The 20,723-nt window shown below is 72.1% G+C and carries 12 protein-coding genes and 1 pseudogene; 2 read left to right on the plus strand and 11 right to left on the minus strand.

All coding sequences use genetic code 11. The annotated features are described in order from the left end of the window. Positions 1–9: 9 nt before the first annotated feature. Positions 10–861 (plus strand): class I SAM-dependent methyltransferase, encoded by an 852-nt coding sequence (locus tag ACZ7OU_RS06405; RefSeq protein ID WP_470240148.1) that lies wholly within the window; start codon positions 10–12, stop codon positions 859–861. Here ACZ7OU_RS06405 and ACZ7OU_RS06410 read toward each other — a convergent pair whose 3' ends face one another. The 10 genes and pseudogenes from ACZ7OU_RS06410 to ACZ7OU_RS06455 all read right to left on the minus strand — a co-directional run bounded on the left by ACZ7OU_RS06410 (position 862) and on the right by ACZ7OU_RS06455 (position 19,494). Then, positions 862–2,769, minus strand: coding sequence for a TNT domain-containing protein (locus ACZ7OU_RS06410; RefSeq protein ID WP_470240149.1), 1,908 nt, complete (start codon positions 2,767–2,769; stop codon positions 862–864). Between the two features lie 34 nt (positions 2,770–2,803). Continuing rightward, positions 2,804–5,635, minus strand: coding sequence for an ADP-ribosylglycohydrolase family protein (locus ACZ7OU_RS06415; RefSeq protein ID WP_470254424.1), 2,832 nt, complete (start codon positions 5,633–5,635; stop codon positions 2,804–2,806). A 16-nt stretch (positions 5,636–5,651) separates the two neighbouring features. Next, positions 5,652–7,895 (minus strand): ADP-ribosylglycohydrolase family protein, encoded by a 2,244-nt coding sequence (locus tag ACZ7OU_RS06420; RefSeq protein WP_470240151.1) that lies wholly within the window; start codon positions 7,893–7,895, stop codon positions 5,652–5,654. Next, positions 7,896–9,311, minus strand: a complete 1,416-nt coding sequence (locus tag ACZ7OU_RS06425) for a TNT domain-containing protein (RefSeq protein ID WP_470254425.1) — start codon at positions 9,309–9,311, stop codon at positions 7,896–7,898. Further along, complete coding sequence (locus ACZ7OU_RS06430) at positions 9,308–9,742, minus strand: hypothetical protein (RefSeq protein ID WP_470240153.1); 435 nt, start codon at positions 9,740–9,742, stop codon at positions 9,308–9,310. The genes ACZ7OU_RS06425 and ACZ7OU_RS06430 overlap by 4 nt, the downstream gene beginning before the upstream one ends. Next, positions 9,742–14,259 carry a toxin glutamine deamidase domain-containing protein gene (locus tag ACZ7OU_RS06435; protein WP_470255888.1) on the minus strand — a complete coding sequence of 1,506 codons (4,518 nt, stop codon included), beginning with the start codon at positions 14,257–14,259 and terminating at the stop codon, positions 9,742–9,744. The genes ACZ7OU_RS06430 and ACZ7OU_RS06435 overlap by 1 nt, the downstream gene beginning before the upstream one ends. 2,499 nt (positions 14,260–16,758) lie before the next feature. Further along, a pseudogene (locus ACZ7OU_RS06440) lies at positions 16,759–17,190 on the minus strand (WXG100 family type VII secretion target); the annotation flags it as partial. 9 nt (positions 17,191–17,199) lie between these two features. Next, positions 17,200–17,523, minus strand: a complete 324-nt coding sequence (locus ACZ7OU_RS06445; protein WP_470254426.1) for a WXG100 family type VII secretion target — start codon at positions 17,521–17,523, stop codon at positions 17,200–17,202. Further along, positions 17,523–18,059 (minus strand): YbaB/EbfC family nucleoid-associated protein, encoded by a 537-nt coding sequence (locus tag ACZ7OU_RS06450; RefSeq protein ID WP_470254427.1) that lies wholly within the window; start codon positions 18,057–18,059, stop codon positions 17,523–17,525. Before ACZ7OU_RS06450 ends, ACZ7OU_RS06445 begins: the two co-directional genes overlap by 1 nt. 142 nt (positions 18,060–18,201) lie before the next feature. Beyond that, complete coding sequence (locus ACZ7OU_RS06455) at positions 18,202–19,494, minus strand: MFS transporter (RefSeq protein ID WP_470240156.1); 1,293 nt, start codon at positions 19,492–19,494, stop codon at positions 18,202–18,204. A 203-nt stretch (positions 19,495–19,697) separates the two neighbouring features. Here ACZ7OU_RS06455 and ACZ7OU_RS06460 point away from each other — a divergent pair, with 203 nt between their 5' ends. After that, positions 19,698–20,279: a YqgE/AlgH family protein gene (locus tag ACZ7OU_RS06460; protein WP_470240157.1), complete on the plus strand. Its 582-nt coding sequence runs from the start codon at positions 19,698–19,700 to the stop codon at positions 20,277–20,279. Here the strand turns inward: ACZ7OU_RS06460 and ACZ7OU_RS06465 are convergent. Beyond that, positions 20,276–20,695, minus strand: coding sequence for an SdpI family protein (locus tag ACZ7OU_RS06465; protein WP_470240158.1), 420 nt, complete (start codon positions 20,693–20,695; stop codon positions 20,276–20,278). The genes ACZ7OU_RS06460 and ACZ7OU_RS06465 overlap by 4 nt on opposite strands. Positions 20,696–20,723 lie beyond the last annotated feature (28 nt).

A 20,723-nucleotide genomic window follows, 5' to 3' on the forward strand; every position in this document is an offset into this window, starting at 1 on the left:
CCCCACACCATGACCTCGATCGAGCTGCTCGCCGACGCCCTCGCCGCCTACCGCTCCGGTGACCGCGACCAGGCCGCCGACCTCGCCGCCCGGGCCGGCCGCGCCGGGTCCTCGCTGGCCGGCGAACTGCACACCTACCTCGCCGGGGACGGCTCGGCCTCGGTGTACGACCAGCCGAGCGCCTTCACGGCGTTCATCCGCGGCGGCGGCAACGTCGGGCTGTACCGGGCCCTGAGCGCCGCGCTGGCCGCGCGCTACGACGAAGCGAAGCCGGAATCCCTGCTCGACCTGGGGTGCGGTGACGGCCTGGCCGTCGTGCCCGCGCTGGCACAAGCCACGCACGTACCCAGCCGGATCGACCTGGTCGAACCGTCGGCCGCGCTGCTCGAAGGCGTCCACGAACGGGTGCCGTCGGCCCAGTGCTGGCAGTCGACCGCCCAGGAGTTCCTGGCCCGCGACGACCTCGGCTGGGACTTCGTCCAGTCGACGTTCGCACTGCAGTCGATCGAGCCCGAACAGCGCGCGGAGGTGCTTCGCGCGCTTCAGCTGCGCTCGGGGACGCTGGTGCTCGCCGAGTTCGACGTCCCGGAGTACGCCGAAGGCTCGCCGGAGCACCTTCGCTCCCTCGTCGAGCGGTACGAGCAGGGAGTTGCCGAGTACGGCGAAGACGCGTCGCTGGTCGCGCAGGGCTTCCTGCTGCCGGTGCTGCTCGGGATCGTCGACGGGCACGAGCGGACGAACTGGGAGCACCCGGCCGCGACCTGGGCCGAGCAGCTCGAGACGGCGGGCTTCACCGAGGTCGGCGTCGAACCGCTCGCCGACTACTGGTGGTCGCCCGCCGTCCTCATCACGGCGTCTTGATCAGACCCGGCTGAGCGCGCCCGACTCGAGGTGCTGGGCGAGCGCCCGCGGCAGCAGGTAGGCGACCGCGCCGCCCGGCATCCCGCTCCACGGCGCCGTCACGCCGGTCAGCACCCGCATCGAGCGCTGCACTCGGTAGAGCCGCCGCTCGCGTTCGCGTTCGAACGCCAGCGACGTCTCGACGAACCGCGAGCCGTCCGCGTGCACCAGGTTGCCGGTCTCGGGGCCGAACCGGACGACCGTCGTGCCCGGCGGGAGCGCGATCAGGCGCTTGCCGCGGTAGAAGTTCAACGGCGGTTCGCCGCGCATCGGCAGGATCGGCCAGTCGGCGGGCAGGTCGGACTCCTCCGCCTGCCGCGGCGGCAGCATCAGCAGCACGCCGAGGAGGAACCGGGCGGCGTCACCGAGCGAGCCGAACGCCACCGGCTCGTCGGACGGCGGCCGCGAGACCTCCCAGCCGTTCTCGGCTCGCCGCAGCGTCCAGACGCCCTCGGCCGGGATCTCGTTGGCGCCGATCCGGTAGGCCGCGGCCGGCACGCCGTGTTCGGCGAGCCGCTGCTGGAGCAGCTCCAGCGTCTCCGCGCCCCGCAGGTCCCGCACGTCTTCACCGCGCGCGACACGCACGAGCGCGCGTTCGTCCGGCAGGTCGGCGGCCGTCTGCGGCGGCCGCGGCTGGCCGAGGATCTCCGCCTCCGCCGTCGCGCGGACGAGGTCGCCGACGAACGGCGGGCGGAACCCCGCCGCGCGCGCCTGCTCGACCAGCTCCGGCTCCGGCGGCACCCCGTACTTGCGCAGGTAGTGCGGCACGGCGGCGGGCCAGATCCAGGTGCCGTCGGTGTGGAACGCGTTCGGCACGTCCGGCTTCGCGCCCGGCGCGCCGAAGATGTCCGGCAGCGGTGCGGGCCGGTGCAGCGCGACCGGCGCCCGGAACAGGTAGTCGAGCACGCCGCGGACCTGGTCCGGCGGCACCGGCGGCCGGTTGACCACCGGACGCTCGCCTTCGGCGTGCGAGTCGGCGGCCCTGGCGAGCCGGAACGTGACGTCCAGCGGCAGGCCGGCCTTCGCCGTCAGCCACGCCGGCACGTGTTTCGGCGTCCGCGGGAAGGTCGCCAGCTCCAGCTCGTAGGCGGCGGTCGACGGGCGGCCGCCCTCGTTGGGCGGCACCCGCCAGTCCGGCTCGCGGTCGGCGTCGAAGTCGAAGTCGAACGACGACGCCGAGTCGAGCGTGAAGGTGCCCTGGAACCAGGTGCCCACCTCGGGCTGGAACATCGCGGCCCGCAGCCGGGCGAAGAGCCCGCCGAGGCGGGGTACCGCGGGCAGCGAGACCGACACCGGGCCGTCCTCGTCGCCGACCGCGCGGACCTCGATCTCGGAGTAGTCGCCGACCTGCCGGAACTGCGCGCCGACGCGGGTCCAGCCGCCGGGCACCGTGTGCAGCAGCGTCCGCCCGATGGCGCGCAGCAGCGCGTTCTGGTCGCCGGTGCCCGGCTGCGGCCTCGCCTCCGGCGTCTCGGTGAAGTCCAGCCGCGTCTGCCACAGCGCCGTGACCTGCTTCGCCGGCACCGTGACCGAGAAGTCGGTCAGGCCCAGCTGTGCCGCACGGGTGGCGTCGTCCTTGACCCAGCGCAGCGTCAGCTCCGGCCGCGCGCCCGGCGCGACCTCGAAGACTTCTCCGTCGTACTCGCCGAAGGTGCGCAGCGTGAACGTCGCCGGCACCTCGCTCGCCGGCACGACCCGCGCCGGCCGGTCTTCGAACTCCTTGTCGAAGCCCTCCGGCGCCTCTTCGTCCGGCAGCACGGACAGCAGCACGGTGCCGTCCGTCGTCGAACGTTGCGCGCGGAACGTCCCCTCGCCCCACGCCGCGTACAGGCCGTCCGGGCGTTCGGCCACCTCAACCCGGTAACGCACGATTGTCCTCCCCGTCCCCAGTGACCACAGAAACCTAGTCGACCGGGTACCGAGCGAACCACCGGTCGTCACCCGGCGCATCCGGGCCGAACTCGGTGACCGCGTCGTCCGCCAGGCCGACGATGACATCGCGGAGCTCCAGCTGCTCCAGCCAGCTCTGCCGCAGGGCCTCTTCGCCGTACATCGCACCGACGAGATTGCCGCAGACCGAGCCGGTCGAGTCGCTGTCCCCGCTGTGGTTGACCGCCGCGAGCAACGCCGTGTCGGCGTCGGCGGTGGTCAATGCGACGTACACGGACATCGACAACGCCGTCTCGCCGACGTTGCCCTGCCCGAGCGTCTCCAGCTTCTCCGGCGTCGGCGGTCCTTGCTCCGCCAGCGCCAGAGCCGCGTCGAGCGCCGCGCTCTGCTCTTCGTGACCCGGGTGCCGCACGAGCTCGGCCCGCGCGGCCGCGAGGGCGTCGAGCAGCGGTTTCCCGTGCAGCAGGCCGTGGACGAGCACCGCGAAGCAGCCCGAGGACAAATACCCGCTCGGGTGACCGTGGGTCAGCGCCGCGCTCTCGGCACCGAGCCGGAACACCTCGGCGAGGTCGTCCGACCACACCGCGACCGGCGCCGCGCGCATCACGCCGCCACAGCCCTTCGAGTTGTTCACCGGGTGGTCCATGGTGCCCCGGACACCCGAGCGGCCGTACGCCTCCAGCTCGCCGAAGCAGGTCAGCCCCGGCGCACGGCGGCTGAACAGCTCCTGGTGCGTGACCAGCCAGCCATCCGGCGCCTCGACGGCCGACTGCGGCCCGCGCGCGCGGTCCCACGCGACGCCCTGCGTGTGCAGCCAGCGCTGGTAGCCCATCTGCAGCGAGTGCACGACGTCCGCGGAGCCGGTCCGCCGCTGCTGGGCGTGCGCCCGGATCAGCGCTTCGAGCGTGAAGAGCGTCATCTGCGTGTCGTCGGTGATCCGGCCGACGCCGCCGTACGCGGGGATGAAGTCGGTGATGCCGTCCGGTCCGGCGATCTCGCGGATCCGGTCGATCGAGTCGAACTCGGTCTTCGCGCCCAGCGCGTCGCCGATCGCCCCGGCCAGCAGGCTTCCCCGCAGTCGTGAGCGCAAGTCCGGTCCCTTCGGTTCCGTGGTGAAGCGGCCGCTCGGATAACGGCGTTCCCAGCCTGCGTGTTCCGCGGTCTCCGTCTGGAGGCCGTTGCGGTTGAAGTACCAGAAGACGTCGCTGGCGACGTCGTCGAGCAGGCCGAGTTCGGGCGGTTTGGTGGCCCAGGACAGTCCGGGCACGCCGACCCGGGCGCCGACCAGCGCCCCGGCGATGGCGCCCGCGACCGGGCCGGACCGTGCGGCGAGCGTGATCGCCGCTTCCGGGTCGTGTCCGCGCTTGGCCGCGGCGAACAACGCCCGGCCGAGCACCGACCGGACGCTGCGGCCGTCGCCGATGCTCTCCAGCTGCGTGACGTCGTCGGCGTCGCGGTCTTCGCGCAACGCCAGCGTCTCCTCGGCGAGTTCGCCGCCGATCTCCCGCAGACGAAGGTGGACCGGCAGCGCGAACGTGTCGCGGGTGAGCAGGGCCTGGAAGAGGTCGACCAGCAGGTCGACGCCTTCGGCGACGTCGGGGTCGCCGCCGGTCAGCGCGTGGGCGACGTCCTTCGCGTACTGCTCGCCGTCGACGCCGTCGATGGCGACCGCTCCCGCCGGCGTCGCGGCCAGCGCCGTGGCCAGCAACGTCGAGAGGTCGTCGGGGGCGGGACCCGCGCGCCGCGTCGCGACCGCGAGCCAGCCGACCGGGTCCGGAAACGGCAGGTTCGCCGGCACCTCGCCGGTCGGCACCGGCGGCAGGCCGCGCAGCACGATGTCGGTGTGGAACAGCAGGTGGCGCGTCAGCCCGCCCAGCGTGCCGGCCTCCCCGCTTCCCAGCGCGTCGCCGATCGCGAAGCCGACGTACGCGCCGACGATCCGGTGCCACGCGAAGCGCGCGGCCAGCGTGCCGAAGGCGGAGAACTTCCCGAACGTCCAGGGCACCGGCCGCGGGCGGGCGTCTTCGTCCACGTGCGCGATCAGGCCGTTCGCACCCAGGTCGGCGGGCCATTCCGGGTCCTGGCCGGCCCGCCGCCGGACGCCGTTGCGGTACTGCCAGGCGAACCCGCGCAGGTACCGGACGCAGTCGTCGGGCGAGAGCTCGAAGTGGTGGTCACGGGCGTGGTCGACGGCGTACCGCAGGTGCCGTTCCAGCAGGTCGGGCGGCTCGACGCCGAACTCCGCGACCAGCGCGGGCAACGCCTCGGCGACCTCGGGCGCGGCTTCCGGCGCGGGCTCGTCGAGCTGCGGCCGCCGCTCGCCGGGGCCGGCGTCACCCAGCTCGGCGGCGGTCAGGCTGCGCACGAGCCCGGTGCCGGGATCGAGGGTCAGCCCGCTCGACGGCCGGTCGGCGAGCAGGTCGCGGACCACGACCCGCCGGCGCAGCGGGTACCGCCCCGGCACCTTCGCCGACGAGCTGTACGCGATGACTTCCTGCCCGCTGCCGGGGACCTGGCGGACCAGCGGCTCACCGTCCGCCAGGGGTACGAGTACCTCGCAGTCGAGCAGCGCGGACACGAACTCCGCGCGGCTGATCCAGTTCGCGCCCAGGTAGTTCAGCAGCTTCTGGGCGTCGGTTTCCGGCGGCGGGAAGCCGAGCCAGACCGGACCGGGGCGGTACTGCTCGTTGGCGCGGCGCGGGCCCGTCGGCTCCCCGTACAGCGTGTACTGCGCCCAGCTCCGGATGGCGCGCACCGGGATGCCGAGGCCCGGAAACGCCTTCTCGTCGAACTCCGGATCGACGTCGGGCCGCCACTCGACGAAGCCCTCGTCGCTTTCAGTCATGCTCCCCATCCTCGAGCTAACGCCGCGGGTACCGCTCGATCCACTCGTCGCCGAGCGCGCTCAGCGCCGAGTGCCGGTCGAAGTGCCAGTAGGCGTCCGAAGCGACGTTCTCGACCAGGTAGCGCAGCTCCAGCTGGTCGACCCACTTCTGCGGCAGCCCGGGGATACCGGTGCGCGCGCCGAGCAGGGCGCCGGCGATCGCGCCGGTGAGCGCGCTCCGGCCGGAGTGGTTGACGGCCCGCAGCAGCGCCTGCTCCGGGTAGTTCTCGAAGCCGGACAACGCGGCGAAGGCGCGTCCGAGGACCGAGAGCGTCGACTTGCCGTCGCCGATCAGCTCGGGCATCCGCAGGTCGGGCAGCCCGTGCTCGCCGAAGAACGGCACCGACTCGGCGACCATGTCCTTGATGTCCGTCCACTCCGGACCCTGCTGGTACTGGTTGTCCGGGTTGAGCACCTCGCGGCTGAGGTTCCAGATCGGGAAGCTGAACGCCTCCTTGGTCAGCGCGTGCTCGAACAGCCAGGTCAGGTAGGTCGCGGCGGCCAGGTCGGGCTCGGTCGGGTGGGTGACGCCGGCCAGGTCGCGCACCGCCTGGCGCGCACCGCCGCTCAACCCGCTCCCGGGACCGGCCATGGTCAGCGCGGCCGGCAGCGCCGGGATCAGCGCGGCCGGGCCGGTCATCGGCGGCGCGCCCCCGGCTTCGGTCGCGAGCTGGTGGTACGAGTTCAGCTCGGCGTCGTCGGCGTCGCGGCGGGCGTGCAGGTCCGCGACCTGCACGAGCCAGCCGTCCGCGTCCTCCAGCGGCGCGCCCTGCGTGCGCAGCCAGCGCTGCAGCGCACCGCGGACGACGCCGGGGAAGAGCTGCTCGGCCTCGCGCGACTCCGGCTGCTCGCGGTGCGGGCTGCGGATCACGGCCTCGGTGTAGAACAGCAGCCGCTGCGTCAGCGAGCCGATCCGGCCCGCCTGGTCGAACGCCGGGATCAGGTCGGTGACGCCCTCGATGCCGAACTTCGCGTGGATGTCGTGCAGCGGCATCCGGTCGACGGCCGCGCCGAGCGCCTCGCCGAGCGCGAAGCCGACGTAAGCGCCCGTGACGCGCTGCCAGCCGTAGCGGAAGCCGTCGAGGTCCCGCTCGAAGTACTTGCCGAAGGTGTCGAGCCGCGGCGTCGCGCGGCCGGCGTTGTCGTACGTCGGCGCCAGGCCGTTCGCGCGCAGGTCGTTGGGCTTGGCACGCGGCGGCTCCGGCATCTGCAGCCGCTTCAGCCACGACTCGCCGAGCACGGTCTTCGCGCACTCCTCGGCGGTCAGCTCGTACCCGCGGCGCCGGGCCTTCTCGGCCGCGGCGAGCGGCGGCCCGACCGGATCCGGCAGGCCCATCCGCGACGCCGTGTCGGCGGCGACGCGGATCAGGTCCTCCTCGGCCTCCGGACAGCGGCCGTGGACGTCGATGCGCGGCTCGTGCCGCGGGAAGCGCTGGACGATCCCGGCGAGCTCGCCGCTGGAGACGTCCTCGATGGTCGTCGGGCCGCCGTTGATCACCAGGTTCGGCGGGTGCTCGAACTCGGCCAGCGTCGCGACGTCGACCTTCCACCAGCCGTGCTCGCGCGAGGGCAGGTTCCGGGTCGAGCTGAACACCTTGAGCTCGTTGCGCTCCTCGGCGAAGTAGAACCGGTCGGTCTTGCCGGTCTCCAGGTCGAGCGGGATGAAGACCTCGCACCGGATCAGGCCGATGAGCAGCAGCTCCCGCGTCAGCCAGCCGACGCTGGCGAACGACAGCAGCGTCTCCATGGTGTTCTCGGGCTTCGGGTAGCCGCGGCGGATCGGGCCCGCCTTGTACTCGGGGTTCTCGCGCTCTTCGCCGGTCTGGTTGCCCTCGGCGTCGACCTTCACCCAGCCCGCGACGGCCTGCAGCGGCACGCCCAGCTCACCGAGCCCGGCCTTCACGTACTCGGGGTCGACGACCTCGCGCCAGTTCTCCTGGCCGGGGAACGCCACCGGCACCGACAGCCCGCCGGGGTGCGGGTGCGCCTGCCGCAGCTCGCCGTCCGGCTCGCGGACGACGACCGACGGCGGCGGGAAGATCTCCTTCTCCGGCCGTCCCTCGTCGAGGAACGCGATGGTGTTGTAGGGCACCGACCAGCCCTCGGGGATGCGCAGCACCTTCTCGGTGTCCACCCGGAGCCCGGCGGGACCGGAGACGTCCGGGCCGTGCACCGCACGCAGCCACTGGCCGACCTTGGCAATCGCTTCCGCCGCTTCCACCTACTCGATCCTCTCCAGGCTTCCGTCGGACTCGTGCTCGGCGATCGTCTTCGGCAGCACGAAGGCCACCGCACCACCCGGCAGGTTCGCCCACGGAACCGTGATGCCGGTGATCACGTGCAGAGGGCGTCTCAGCCGGTAGCTCCGCCGTTGCCGCTCACGTTCCAGCGGCAGCGACGTCGTGGCGAACCGTACCTCGCCGTGGTGAACGAGATTGCCGGGTTCCTCGCCGAAGCGCAGAACGACCGTACCCGCCACCAGCCGGGTGATGCGCTTGTTGCGGAGCAGGGTGAGGGGAGGCTCACCCGGAGCCGGGTGGACCGGCCAGTCGTCGAGCTCCTTGGCGGTTTCCAAGGGCGTTTCGTGCCCGGCCGTCATCCGGGCGGGGTGCAGCAGCAACGCCCCGAGCAGCTGCTGCGCGGCGTCTTCGAGCCGTTCGAAGTACTTCGGCTCGCGGGGTTCCCCGCCGGCGTAGGCGGCGACTTCCCAGCCCTCGGGAGTGAAGTTGAGGCACCACGTGCCGTCGGCCCGGTCGCCGACGCGGTACGCCTCCGGCCAGACGCCGTGCTCACCGAGCCGCTGGACCAGGACGATCAGCAGCTCTTCGTCGCCGAGCTTCGGGTCCGGCGTGGTTTCGAGCTCGGCGGCGACGTCACCGCTCGTCGTCTTCACGTCGGCGCGGCCCGGCTTCGGCCGCGGCTCGCCCAGCAGGTCGGCCTCGGCGGTCCGGCGGACCAGCGGCTCGACGTACGGCGGCTGGAAGTGGTGCCGGCGGATGTGCGCGACCAGGTCCGGCTCGGGCGGCACGCCCTTCTCCGCCAGCAGGTCGGCGACCGCGGACGACCAGATCCAGGCGCCGTCGGTGTGGAAGCGCTCCTCGCCGTCTTCGTGGACGACGGCCTCCCGCTCGAGGTACTGCAGCACGAGCGGCGCCTCGGTGTCGGTCAGCGGCGGGCGCTCGACGTCGAGGTCGCCGATCTCGGCGTGCCGGAACACCACGCCGAGCGGCAGCTGCGCGCGCAGCCGCCACCAGTCGGGGATGTGCTCGTCGGCCCGCGGGAACGCGACGAGCTCCTCCGGGTAGGCGGCCGAGGGCGGCGCGTCCGTCCACACCGGATCGTCGTCGAGGGCGAAGTCGAAGTCGAAGGTGCCGTCCGGGGTGAGCGTGAACCGCGCCTGCAGCCAGGTGCCGCGGTCCTCGGCGTACATCCCCTTGCGCAGCTCGGTGAACAGCTCGGCGACGGCGTCGGACGTCGTCGCGTTGTGGCCCTGGAGTTCGGTGTGCGCCCCGACCTGCCGGAAGTCGATCGCGGCCGGCCCGGCGGCGTCGGTCCGGAGCTCGCGGACGAGCTTTCCCAGCTGCACCAAGAGGGTGCGCTGCTCTTCGGGCGAAAGTCGTTGTTCCACGTGAATCATCGCGCCAATGTCGAGGTGAAGGTGAAGGTCGGGGCCTCGCCGGCGTCGCGGCGAGCGAACTCGTCCTCCCACATCTTGAAGGTGCGCCGGTACAGCGAGTCGATCAGCGCGCGCTCTTCCTTGGTGATCTTGCGGTGCTCCTCTTCCGCGGCGGCCCAGATCGCGTCGATGGTCTGGTAGAGCGCGAAGATCGGCCCGTCACCGCGGAGGTAGTGGTGCCGCTCCTCCTCGGTCCGGCGCACGAACCGGTCGCGGTCGAGGCTCCGGATGTCCGGTCCGTGGTCGAAGAGCACGTCGGTGACGTGCTCGTTGTCTTCGTCGAACCGGCCGGTCTTCCAGTTCAGGATGCGACCGGTGAGCCCGCCGTCGGGCGTGCTGTCGACCACGTAGGGGTGGTCGTAGTGCTCGAAGTAGGCCGGCGTCTGAACCATCAGAGACTCCCCTGCAGCGCGTTCCAGAACAGCTCTCGTTCGCGCTTGATCAGCCCGTCGATCAGGGCTCGTTCGTCGGCGGTGTAGGTCCGGCCCTCGGCCTTCGCGAGCGCCTTGAGGTCACGGCGGACCTCGTACAGCGAGTGCTCGTACGCCGAGACGTCGTCCAGCGCCTTCAGGTGCAGGCGCAGCTCGGCGACGTGCCCGTCGATGCGCACGCTCATCTGCAGGTCGCGGTAGCCGGCCGGAGCGGGGTTCGCGAACCGGTCGTCGAAGTCGACGATCTCCAGGTCCGGGTGCTCCGCGATCCGCGCCAACGCGGCGTAGGCGTCCTGCACGCGTTCGAACTGGATCATCGCGCCCGCGAGGTCGACCAGCCGCGACGCGTCGCCGTCGTAGTTGGTGTTGATCTTGTCCATCGCCCGGCCCTCGGACTTCGGTCCGGGCCGGAACCCCGCGTGGCCGCCGGTCTCCTCCGCCAGCGGCGGCAGGATCTCCTTCAGCTTCGCGTCGGCTCGCGCCGCTTCCGCGTAGCGCTCGGCGAGGTACTCCCGCGTGTACGCCTCGTCCCCGGCCTTGCCCAAGTCGAATTCGGCCTGCCGGCGGTGCTGCTGGGGGTGCCCCTCCGCCTGGTCGGTCACCTCGTGGGACGTCTCGGCCTGGTCCGGGGTGAGCGGGGTCGGCTCCGCGTCCGGGCCCACCGGCTCCGCGTCCGGATCCGGGTGGTGCGCCTCGTGCACGGCGTCGGCCAGGATCGGGATGGCCTCGTCGTGCACCAGCAGGCTCGCGATCGTCTCCGGCTTGCGCAGCAGCGAACGCGTCAGGAACTCGTTGGCCGGGTCGTGGAGCAGGTCCACCAGCTCCGGGTGCTCGGCCAGCCGCGTCCGGACGAACTCGCCGACCGGTCCGAGGTTCTGCGGGTTCCCCTCGTGGTCCTTGACGACGAGGTCGGTGGTCGCGCCGTCGAGCGCTTCGGCGATCCGCGGCTGGGCGAGCAGCTCGTCGAGCCGGGACTGCGGGGCGCTGCCGTAGCCGCCGTGGTCCGTCGTCTCGGCGTGCTCGGGCTGGATGTGCACCTCGTCCGGCGTCCCGACGTGCATCAGCTTGATGCCCTGCGGCGGCTGCGGCAGGTGCATGAGGTCGCCGGACTGCGGGTCGATGAACGCGACGCCGTCGCGGGTGTGCACGACCATCGCGACGTGCCCGTACTCGACGCCGTTCGGGCCCTCGTACTTCACCGCGACCACGGCGTGGTGGTCCACCGGCAGGTCCCGCATCTCGCGGATGACGTCGTCGTAACTGCCGCGCTCGGAGAACGTCTCGCCGAAACGGCCCTCGAGGTGCTCGAGCGTGCCGCGGGTGCCCATCTCGTGGAAGAGGATCGGCTCGGCCGTCGTGTCCCCGCCGCGTAGCCGGTCCATATAGGCCTCGGGCGCGCGGGTGCAGTTGGACATGTACCCGTTCTCCAGCGCGCCCGGCTGGTGGAAGCCCGGGTTGACCTCGCGCAGGTGCGGGTGCCGGTCCTGGACGTAGGCCGCGCGCTCGGACGGCGTCGCGGCGCCGGCGTGGATGGCCGGCTCGGACGGCGGGTTCGTCGCGCGCGCCAGGTGCCCGTAGTCGGGCTGGGGCTCTGGCGTCGGCGGAGGTTCGTGCGTGTCGAGGACGTCGCTGACCTTGGGGTGCTCCGGCGGCGTCGCGACGTGCTCGGGCTCCGCCTCGCCGAAGCCGCCGAGGCGTTCCATGAGCGCGGCCTGCTTGCGCCGTTCGAACTCGGCCGCGTTGTGGTCGTTCTCGGCGCGACGCTCGGCCATCTTCTGCCGCGCGGCCTCGGGATCGAGGTAGCGCGGGTGGCCGGGGCCGATCTCCTCGGCCTCGATGACCCACTTGCGGCGGCCCTCGGGCGTGATCTCCAGCCGCCGCTCGTGCACCAGCAGCTGCGTTCCGGGCGGCGAGAGCGACTCGCGCTCGGACGGGTTCTCGGCGAGCTTCGAGATGTCGCGGAGGTTGTCCGACCGGACGTGCAGCTCGACGTCGTCGCCGAACTTGCTGGTCGAGAACTCGCTGGTCTTGATGGACGCGCTGGAGAACGACGGCTCGACGACCACGTCACCGGGGTGGTACGGCCCGGCGACGAGTTCGGCCAGCCGCGGGTCACCGCTGACGTCGAAGGCGCGGATGGTCTCGCCGGACGTGCGCGGGACCTGGTTGAGGCCGTCGGTGATGGCGCGGGCGTTCGCCTGCGCGAGGTCGAAACCGGGGTGGCCGGGGCCGCGGCGCAGGGCCTCGTTGACGTCGTAGGCGTACTCGCCACGGGTGTAGCCGTGGACCGCGACGGCGCCTTCGTCGGTCAGCGGCATCCCGGCGGCGTCCCGGCGGGCGAGCGCGCGGTCGTGGACGTCCTGGTAGATGCGCTCGTCGCCGACCGCGCGGCGGATGCTCTCGTGGTCGGCCGGGGTCCCGCGGTGGTCGTCGTCGAAGAGGTAGCCCTCGTCGTGCGGCGGCCGTTCGGTCGTGGGGTTGAGCCGGTCGGTGATCGTCGGCGTCTCGTGGTGGCCGAGCGGCAGCTCGCGGATCGACGTGGCGTCGTGCGGCAGCTCGGCCAGCCGCCCGGTGACGGGATCGGCGAACAGAACTCCGTGCTCGGTGTGCACGGCGGCGACGAGTTGTTCGGTACCGGCATGCTCGAAGGCGACGGCGGTCCGCGCGCCGACGGGCCGTTCCCCGAGATCGCGCGCGACGTCGTCGAAGCTGCCACGGTCGCGCCACGGCCCGTCGAGGCTCTCTCCGCGGGCCGGCCCGGCGACGACGTCCTCACCGTTCATCCGCCGGTCGAAGGCGGTCATCGACTCGGCGGCGTTGGTCCGGAAGCCGTGCTCGCCCGGGCTGTAGTGGTTGCGGGTGTTGACGGCGGCGAGTTCGGGAACGGCGTCGCGGACGAGCCGAGCGTGCTGCTGCGGAGTCTCGACGGACCCGGCGTGAAGCACGGGCGGCCCACCCGGCGTTAGCGGCTCGGCAAGCCGCGACCAACCACCATCGGGCGCATGCGTAGCGGGCGGCCGACGTTCGGCAGGCGGCGGCGCGGGTTCGTCGCCCCCGAGCAGCTTGAACAGATCACCGGACGGCTTGAGGTGCGGGTACTCGGCGTAGAACTGAGCGTCCTTCTCGGCGGCTTCGCGCTCAAAGCGTTCTTCATCGGCGCGTTCGGCGGCCCGCCGCTCATCGATCGCATCCCGGGTATCACCGCGATACCGCGGATCCCCCGGCGCGACCTCTTCGGCGTGCACGATCCACTGAGGCTGGTCCCGGGCACCGGGGCGGTTCTCGAAATCGGGGTGCTGAGGGTGCCCCGGCCCCATCTCGACCCCGGTGATCTCGAACTGCGACCCGGCCTTGAAGAGCACCTCACGCTCACGCCCGATGCTGGCCATGGACTCGACGTCCCGCCCGGTCCGCGACTCGATCCGCATCTCGACCTCACCGGCAAAGGTGCTGCGCGGATGCTCCGCATCGACCTTCGACGAGCTGAGGAAGGAAGGCTCCGTGATGTGCGCGCCCTCGTGGAAGCGTCCGAGGAAGGCCTGAAGCCGCGAGGGATCGCCGTGGAAGTCAACGCGCCTGGAGACGGTGCCAACGTGCGGCGGCAGCTCGTTGAGCCCGGAGACGAGCGCCCCGGCCTGAGGGGCGAGGCCCAGGAGTTCGGGGCCGCCGAGGCGAAGAGCCCGATTGAGCGGCCCGACCATCTCGTGCCGCGTGTAGGCGTGCACGGCGAAGGCACCGTCGTCGGACATGCCGGGGTGGAACTGGTCCCGCCGGGCGAGCGCTTCGCGGTGGACCTGTTCGTGCCGCCACTCGCCGGTCTCGGGGCTCTGGCGCCCGGAGTCCATGAAGGTGTCCTCGATCCGCCGGGTGCCGGTGGAGTCTTGGGCACGGAAGCCGGGATCGTCGAGGTAGGGCTCGTCGGGGAGCTCGTACCGCTCTTCGGGCTCGCGCTCGCCCGCGTGCTCCTCGGTCAGCGGCGGCTCGTGTTCGGCCGAGTGCTGCTCAGTTGGTGGCGGCTCGCCGGAGTGCTCCTGCTGAGCCGCATGCTGCCCGGCGTCTTCGGCGTGCGGCGTGCCCGCTCGCTCGTGGCCCGGACGATCCAGTTCGGTGGCATGCTCCGCGCCAGGTCGCTGTGCCGGCGCGTGCTCTGCCGACCGTTCGGCACCGGACGCATCCCGCTCGGCGCCAGTCGATTCGTGGCCAGCAGGCTGTCCATCCCTGGGCTGCTCGACGGGCCGCTCCCCGGCGGGCGCCGCTTGCTCGGTCGGCTGGTTCTCGGTGAGCGCTGCTTGCTCGGTCGGCCGCTCGCCTGTCGGCGCTGCCTGTTCGACCGGCTGCTTCGCGGCGGGTGCCGCTTGCTCGGCAGCCCGTTCGTCCGTCGGCGTTCGCTGCTCCGCCTGGCGGCCTTGCTCGACGGTCGGTTCCTGCCCGGCCGCGGGCAGCCGCTCGTGAACCGGGGCGTGCTCGGCTGCGGGCACGTTCGGCTCCACCGGCCTCGCGGCAGGCCGCGAAGGCTGGTCGAAAGGCCCCTGCGGCCCACGGGGCAACCGCTCCTGCGGCGGCCCGAACCGCGGCGGCGGAACCTGCGGCGGCCCCACCGGACGCGCTGGACCCAGCCGCGGATCGTGCGGCGGCATCGGCGGCCGTCCACTCGGCGGTGGCGGCATAGGCGGCCGTCCGCCAGGCCCCGGCCCCTGCGGCCCGCGCGGCTGGTTCGGGTATCCCGCAGGACGCTGCCCACCAGGCACCCCCGCATGCGGCGGCCCAGCCGGAGGCCGCGGCGGCATCCGCCGCGGATCGTTCGAAGGCATCCCACCCTGCGGCGGCTGCCCTCGGTGAGCCTGCCCACCGAGCGGCGGTTGCCCACTGTGCGGCGGCTGCGTCCCGCGCGGCGGCTGCCCGGTGTGCGGGGGTTGCGTCCCGTGCGGAGGTTGCCCTCCGTGCGCAGGCTGCGCGCCGTGCGGAGGTTGTCCACTGCGTGGCGGCTGCCCACCGTCTGACGGCTGCGCACCGCGAGTCGGCTGCCCACCGTGTGATGGCTGCCCACCGTGTGGAAGCTGCCCGCCGAACGGCGCCCGACCTCCCGGCGGCCGTTGGCCTCCGTGAAGCGGTTGCCCACTGTGCGTCGGCTGCCCGCCATGTGGCTGCCCACCTTGCGTTTGTCCGCCGTGCGGTTGCTGGCCGGGCTGCGATTGCCCACCCTGCGACTGCCCGCCGTGTAGCGGGCCGCTCTGCAGTTGCCCACCTTGGGACTGGACGCCGCGCGGTTGTTGGTTGGCCTGCGGCCCACCCTGTGGCTGGCCGCCGTTCGGTGATTGCCCGCCGTGCGATTGCTGGCCGGCCTGCCCGCCGTGCGGTGACTGGCTGCTCTGCGGTTGTCCGCCGTGTGGCTGGGCGCCTTGGGGCGGTCGCCCACCCGGCGGCGCCGACGGGTACCCATGCATCGGCTGGCCGCCCGGTGGCATCCGGCGCGGGTCCTGCGGTGGCATCCGACGGGGCTGCTCGTGCGTCGGCTGGCCGCCGCGTGGAGGCATCGGGGACTGCTGGGCCGGGCCACCCGCACGTCCTGGTGCACCTCCGCCGCTCGGCATTCCGCCTGGTGGAGGTGGTGCGAATCCGGCCTGGGGCGGGCCCTGCTGGGGCGATGGTCCGTTCTGGAACGGTGCCGTTCCCCCATCAGCCGCGAATGGCTGGTTCGTGCCGCCGGTGAAGCCGGCCGCTCCGACGTTGTCCTGAGGACGTCCGGCGGGCTGGCGGCCTGGTTCCGGGCTTGCCGCCGGTGGGGCCATGCCGTAGCCGCCGTTCGACGGTGCGCTTGGCGTCGCGCCGTGTGATGAGATTGCACCCGTCGAAGGTGCCGGCGGGCTTGGTGATGGGGCCGGGGCTGGGGGCTGTTGCTGGGGCGCCGGACTCTCGGACGCCGCCCTGGCTTCGGGCTGCTGCGGACGTTCTGCCTGCTGGACGTGGTCGGCACTCGGACGCGGCCCATCGGATTGCTGGGGCTCATCCGTCGTGTGCCTCGGCTCGACGGTCTGGCGTTCCGGCTCCTGAGCCGGCGCACTGTCCGCGCGTTGTTCAGGTTCGCGACGGGACTCCGGCTCGGACGCCGCCTCGCCCCGCGGCTCTTCAGTGCGCGACTCCGGTTCGGACGACGGCTCCCGCCGCGCCTCCTCAGCGTGCGACTCGGGCTCTCGCGACGGTTCTTCACCGCGTGATTCAGGACCCGACGAGGGTTCTTCACCCCGCGACGGCGGTTCTTCGCCCCGCGACTCAGACCGCGACGACGGTTCCTCACCCCGCGACTCCGGCCCCCGAGAAGGCTCCTCCCCTCGCGACTCAGACTCCCCCCGCGACTCAGGCTCCGAAGACGACCCCGGCTCCCCATCCGAACCAGCCCCCGACCGAGACTCCCCCGAATCCCCAGCCCCACCCGCATCCCGCGGAATGTTCGCCTCATGAACCGAGTGCATCTGCTCCTTGGCGCCCCCAACAGCACCACCCACAGCCCCACTGGAAGCCCCAGTCAGCAGCTGCTCCGGCGTCAAAGACCCCAAATCCCCAGTAACCGCCGCCTGCCCAACGGTCTGCGCAACCCCCTCGACAGCCCCCCGAGCCCCAGCCCGCATAGCCGCGTCCGCGACCTGACCACCAGCAGAATGCGAAAGCCCCTCAGTAGACCCCCGCCCGATCGACCCCGAGGCAGCCCCCACCACACCGCCGACAGCACCGGAGATCGCCGCATCCGATGTCTTCGACCAGTCCCAGCTCTGGCGATCCCCCTTCGCCATCTGCAGGCCCTGGATGCCCGCGTCCATCCCCAGGTTGATGGCCTCGTTCTTGAGGATCTCCATGCCGATCTTCTTGAGACCCTGCTTGAGCAGCTTCTCCAGCAGCTCCTTCGCGACCTGCTTGAACCCCTGCTGCGCCAGCTTCTCGAGCAGCTGCCGGAACAGCATCTGCACGGTCATCCGCGTCGCGACCTGGGCCGGTGCGATGCCCGCCGTCGAACCGCCGAACGTCACCGCCGCCGCTGCGATCATCGCCGCGATCTGGGCCGCCAGGACGATCAGCGAGATGATGATCATGTACTTCGTGTACTCGACGTCCAGTGCCGTCTGGTCGCACGAATCCCCGAGGGCCTTCGTCGCGTCGGTCAGCTGCTTGAAGTACGCCTCGTCGCCCTCGACGAACTTCTTCCACTGCTCCACGAACGCGTCGGCGCCGTCGCCCGTCCAGTTGTCGCGGATGCCGGATGCCGCCTGGTTACCGGCCTCCGAAGCCGGGGCGATCGCCGCGGACGCCGTGTGCCACGCATCCCTCAACGCGCGCAGCTTGGTCTCGTCGCCCTCGGGCCAGCTCTCCCCGACGACGATCGGCAGCAGCCACTTGACCGCGTCGGGCATCTCCATACCCACGGGTCATTGCCCCTTGCCGAGCTGCGAAGTCACGTCTTCGTCGGCGCCCGACAGCGCCTTCATCGACTTGGCGACGTTCTGCTGCATCCCGCGCAACCCCTGCACGAGGTTGCCGAAACCTTCGACGGCGCCCTGCGAACCCGGCATGTAATCCTTGGCGAACTCCTTGCCGGAGTCGTCGTCGCCCCAGCACGCGCCCTGCGCGTCGAGGGCGCCCTGCAACGCCTTCAGCGCGCTGTCCAGGCCGTCCGCCGCCTTGGTCAGGCCGTTCGACGCGCTCAGGACGGCGTCGGGTTCCGCGGTGAACCCGGAGCCCCCTGCGGGCATCAGTCGCCCCTCGTCATCCAGGACGACGGTGGCTCCTCGTCCTCGTCACGCGGCGGGCGGACGCGCTTCGGAGTCGGCTTGGGTGCGGGCATCGGGGGCGGCACGGCCTCGTTGCGCAGGATCGGGCCGCCTTCTTCGTACGAGTTCTGCGGCGCTTCCTCGGGCGTCTCGTCGAACGAAGGGATCTGCGGCACCAGCCCGGCCAGCGACGGCGCTCCTTCGACGAGGTCCGCGAGGTCCGGCAAGCCCTCCGTGATCGGCGCCATGAGGTCCGCGATCTTCTGCTTGACCTGCAGCGATCCCTGACGCACCACCGTCTGGACGGTGTTCGCGAGCTGCGCGGGCGTCGTGCGTTCGAACGCGTTCGGCGCGAACTCGAGCTTCGCGAGGCTGCCGCCGGCGTCGATGGTGGCGCGGACCAGTCCGTCGGACGAGCTCACCTGAGCGGTCGTTTCCGCGGCTGCGGCCTGGGCGTCACGCAGCTGCGTGGTCTGCCGCTCGAAGTTCTCCAGGAGGGTGTCCATCTGGTCCTTCATCGCGGCATTGCGTGCTTCGAGCCGTGCACGGTCGTCGCCCGCGGTGGTCACAGGTGCCCCCGGTGTCCCTCGAACCTACTAATGACTTGCCGTCACCCTAATGCCAATGGAGCAGTCACCGTGACCGGTTCGTGGTTTTCCCTCACCGGACCGTTCGGCGCCGCGCCACGGCGTACCCGGCGCCGCCGACCAGGTAGCAGACGGTCGCCGCGATGAGCAGGCCCGGCGAACGGCCGTCGTCCGGCACGACCAGCGCACCCAGGGAAACCGCCGCCACCTGCGTGATGTTGAAGAGCGTGTCGTAGAGCGCGAACACCCGGCCGCGGGCTTCGTCGGCGACGTCGAGCTGGATCGACGAGTCGACGCAGAGCTTCAGCACCTGCCCGGCCCCGGTGATGACGAACGAGGCGAGCAGCGCCAGCGGCAGCACCATCGGCAGGCCCAGCGCGGACTGCGCGATCGCGGCGAGCAGCAGCGCACCGAGAACCGCGCGCAGCCGGCCGAACTTGCGGATCAGCCGCGCCGTCAGCAGGCCGGCGATCAGCAGGCCGGCGCCGGCGAGCGCGGCCATCTGCCCGAGCCCGGGCAGGCCGGCGCGGAAGAGGCCGTGGTCGGTGAAGTAGTTCCGCATCATCAGCACGGTGACCAGCAGCGACACCCCGAACGACGCCCGGTGCGCGAACAACGCGATGAACCCGGCCGTGACGCTCGGCGCGCGCCAGGCGTGCCTCGCGCCGTCGGCCAGCCCGCGCGCGACGGCCAGCACGGGGTTCGGCGGCTCGTCGACCACCGACGGCCCGAGCACGCCGCGGGCGAAGCCGCGCGCGATGAACGCCGAGACCAGCGTGCCGAGGACGGCGAACACCGTGGTTTCGGCCGAGCCGACGTCGTTGCTGCCGAACAGCGCCCGCAACCCGATCGCGCAGCCGCCGCCGATGACGGCGATCACCGAGCCGAGCGTCGTGGCGAAGGCGTTCGCCGTCACGACGCTCTCTTTTTCCACGACGTGCGGCAGCGACGCCGAAAGCCCGGAGCCGATGAAGCGTGAGATCCCTTCCGCGGCCAGTGCCAGCGAAAACAGGCCGAGCCCGCCGAACCCGAAGCCGACCGCGGCGGACGCCAAGACGATCGCCAAGCCACGCAGGAGGTTCGCGAAGATCAGGACTTTCCGGCGGTCCCAGCGATCGAGCAGGGCGCCGGCAAAGGGCCCGACGACGGAGTACGGGAGCAGCAACGCCGCGAACCCGCCGGCGATGGCCAGCGGATCGGCGGCACGCTCAGGGTTGAACAGCACGGCTCCGGCGAGACCCGCGCGGAAGACGCCGTCACCCCAGCTGGCGGCGAAGCGCGTGAAGAGGAGACGTCGGAAGTCGGGATCTTTGAGCAGCTCCCGGGGGCCTCGCCGGGTGGTAGCCGCTCCGGTGCTGATCGTCACGGAGCAAGAGTAGAGGGTGGCCGGCGCACTCAGCCTCGCCTCTCGGCGGCTATGCGCAGTGTGGCTCCTGCCGGACGGTATTCCACAAAGGCGGTTCTTCAGTGAGCCCGGGGGACACGGAGTGCGCCGACCACTGTTTCAAACGAGGCTGCTGAGGCGATTGTTCCCGAGCCGAAGTAATTCGCCGGGCCAGAGGTGAGATCATGGGTCGCGTGCCAGCGGACGCCGAGGTTGAGCCGGGAACGCTCCTGGTCGCCGCCCCCACGATGGTCGACCCCAACTTCCGGCGGACCGTCGTGTTCGTCATCGATCACCGCGACGAAGGCACGCTCGGCGTGGTCCTGAACCGGCCGAGCGACGTCGCGGTGCACGACGTACTGCCCAACTGGGGCGGCCACGTCGCCGAGCCGCAGGCGGTGTTCGTCGGCGGGCCGGTCGAGAAGAAAACCGCGCTGTGCCTGGCCGCCTTGCGCACCGGTGAGACGGCGGCGAGCGTGCCGGGCGTCATCGCGGTCCGTGGCCCGGTCGCGCTCGTCGACCTGGACACCGATCCCGAAGCGCTGGTGCCGAAGGTCCGCGGCGTGCGCGTCTTCGCCGGGTACGCGGGCTGGGACTCCGGTCAGCTGGCCGGTGAGATCGAGCGCGACGACTGGGTCATCGTCCCCGCGCTGCCGAGCGACATCCTCGCGTCACCGAGCGGCGACCTGTGGAGCCAGGTGCTGCGCCGCCAGGGCGTCCCGATCGCGCTGCTGGCCACCCATCCGGGCGACCTCCAGCGGAATTAGGCTTCGTCCTTCTTGAAGACCCCGCAGCCGCCGGAGCCGCACGCGCAGCCGGTGCAGCCCGCGGGCGCCGCCGGAGCCGGCACGGGCACGGTCAGCGCGGCCCGGTTGCCGAGCACCCCGCCGCCCATGACCAGCAGGAGCATGGCGAGCACGCCGGCGAGCGCGGCGGAGATCAGGCCACCGGTCGTCGGCATCGCGAGCCCGGCCAGCCCGGTGAGCACGGAGATCGCGCCACCGGCCATGGTCGGCAGCCCCGCGATGCGGTTGGCCAGCTTGAACGCTTCTTCGCTGCGCAGCGCGGCTTGCGTGCGCACCCCGGTGCCGCCCTCGCGCGTCAAGCGCTCGCGGAACCCGAGGAACCCACCAAAGCCGACGAGCAGACCCAGCACGACCGGAACCAGCGCGATAGCGAACACGAGGTCAAGGATAAGCGTGACGTCCTGG

It is taken from the genome of Amycolatopsis sp. NPDC114505, from assembly GCF_055633615.1.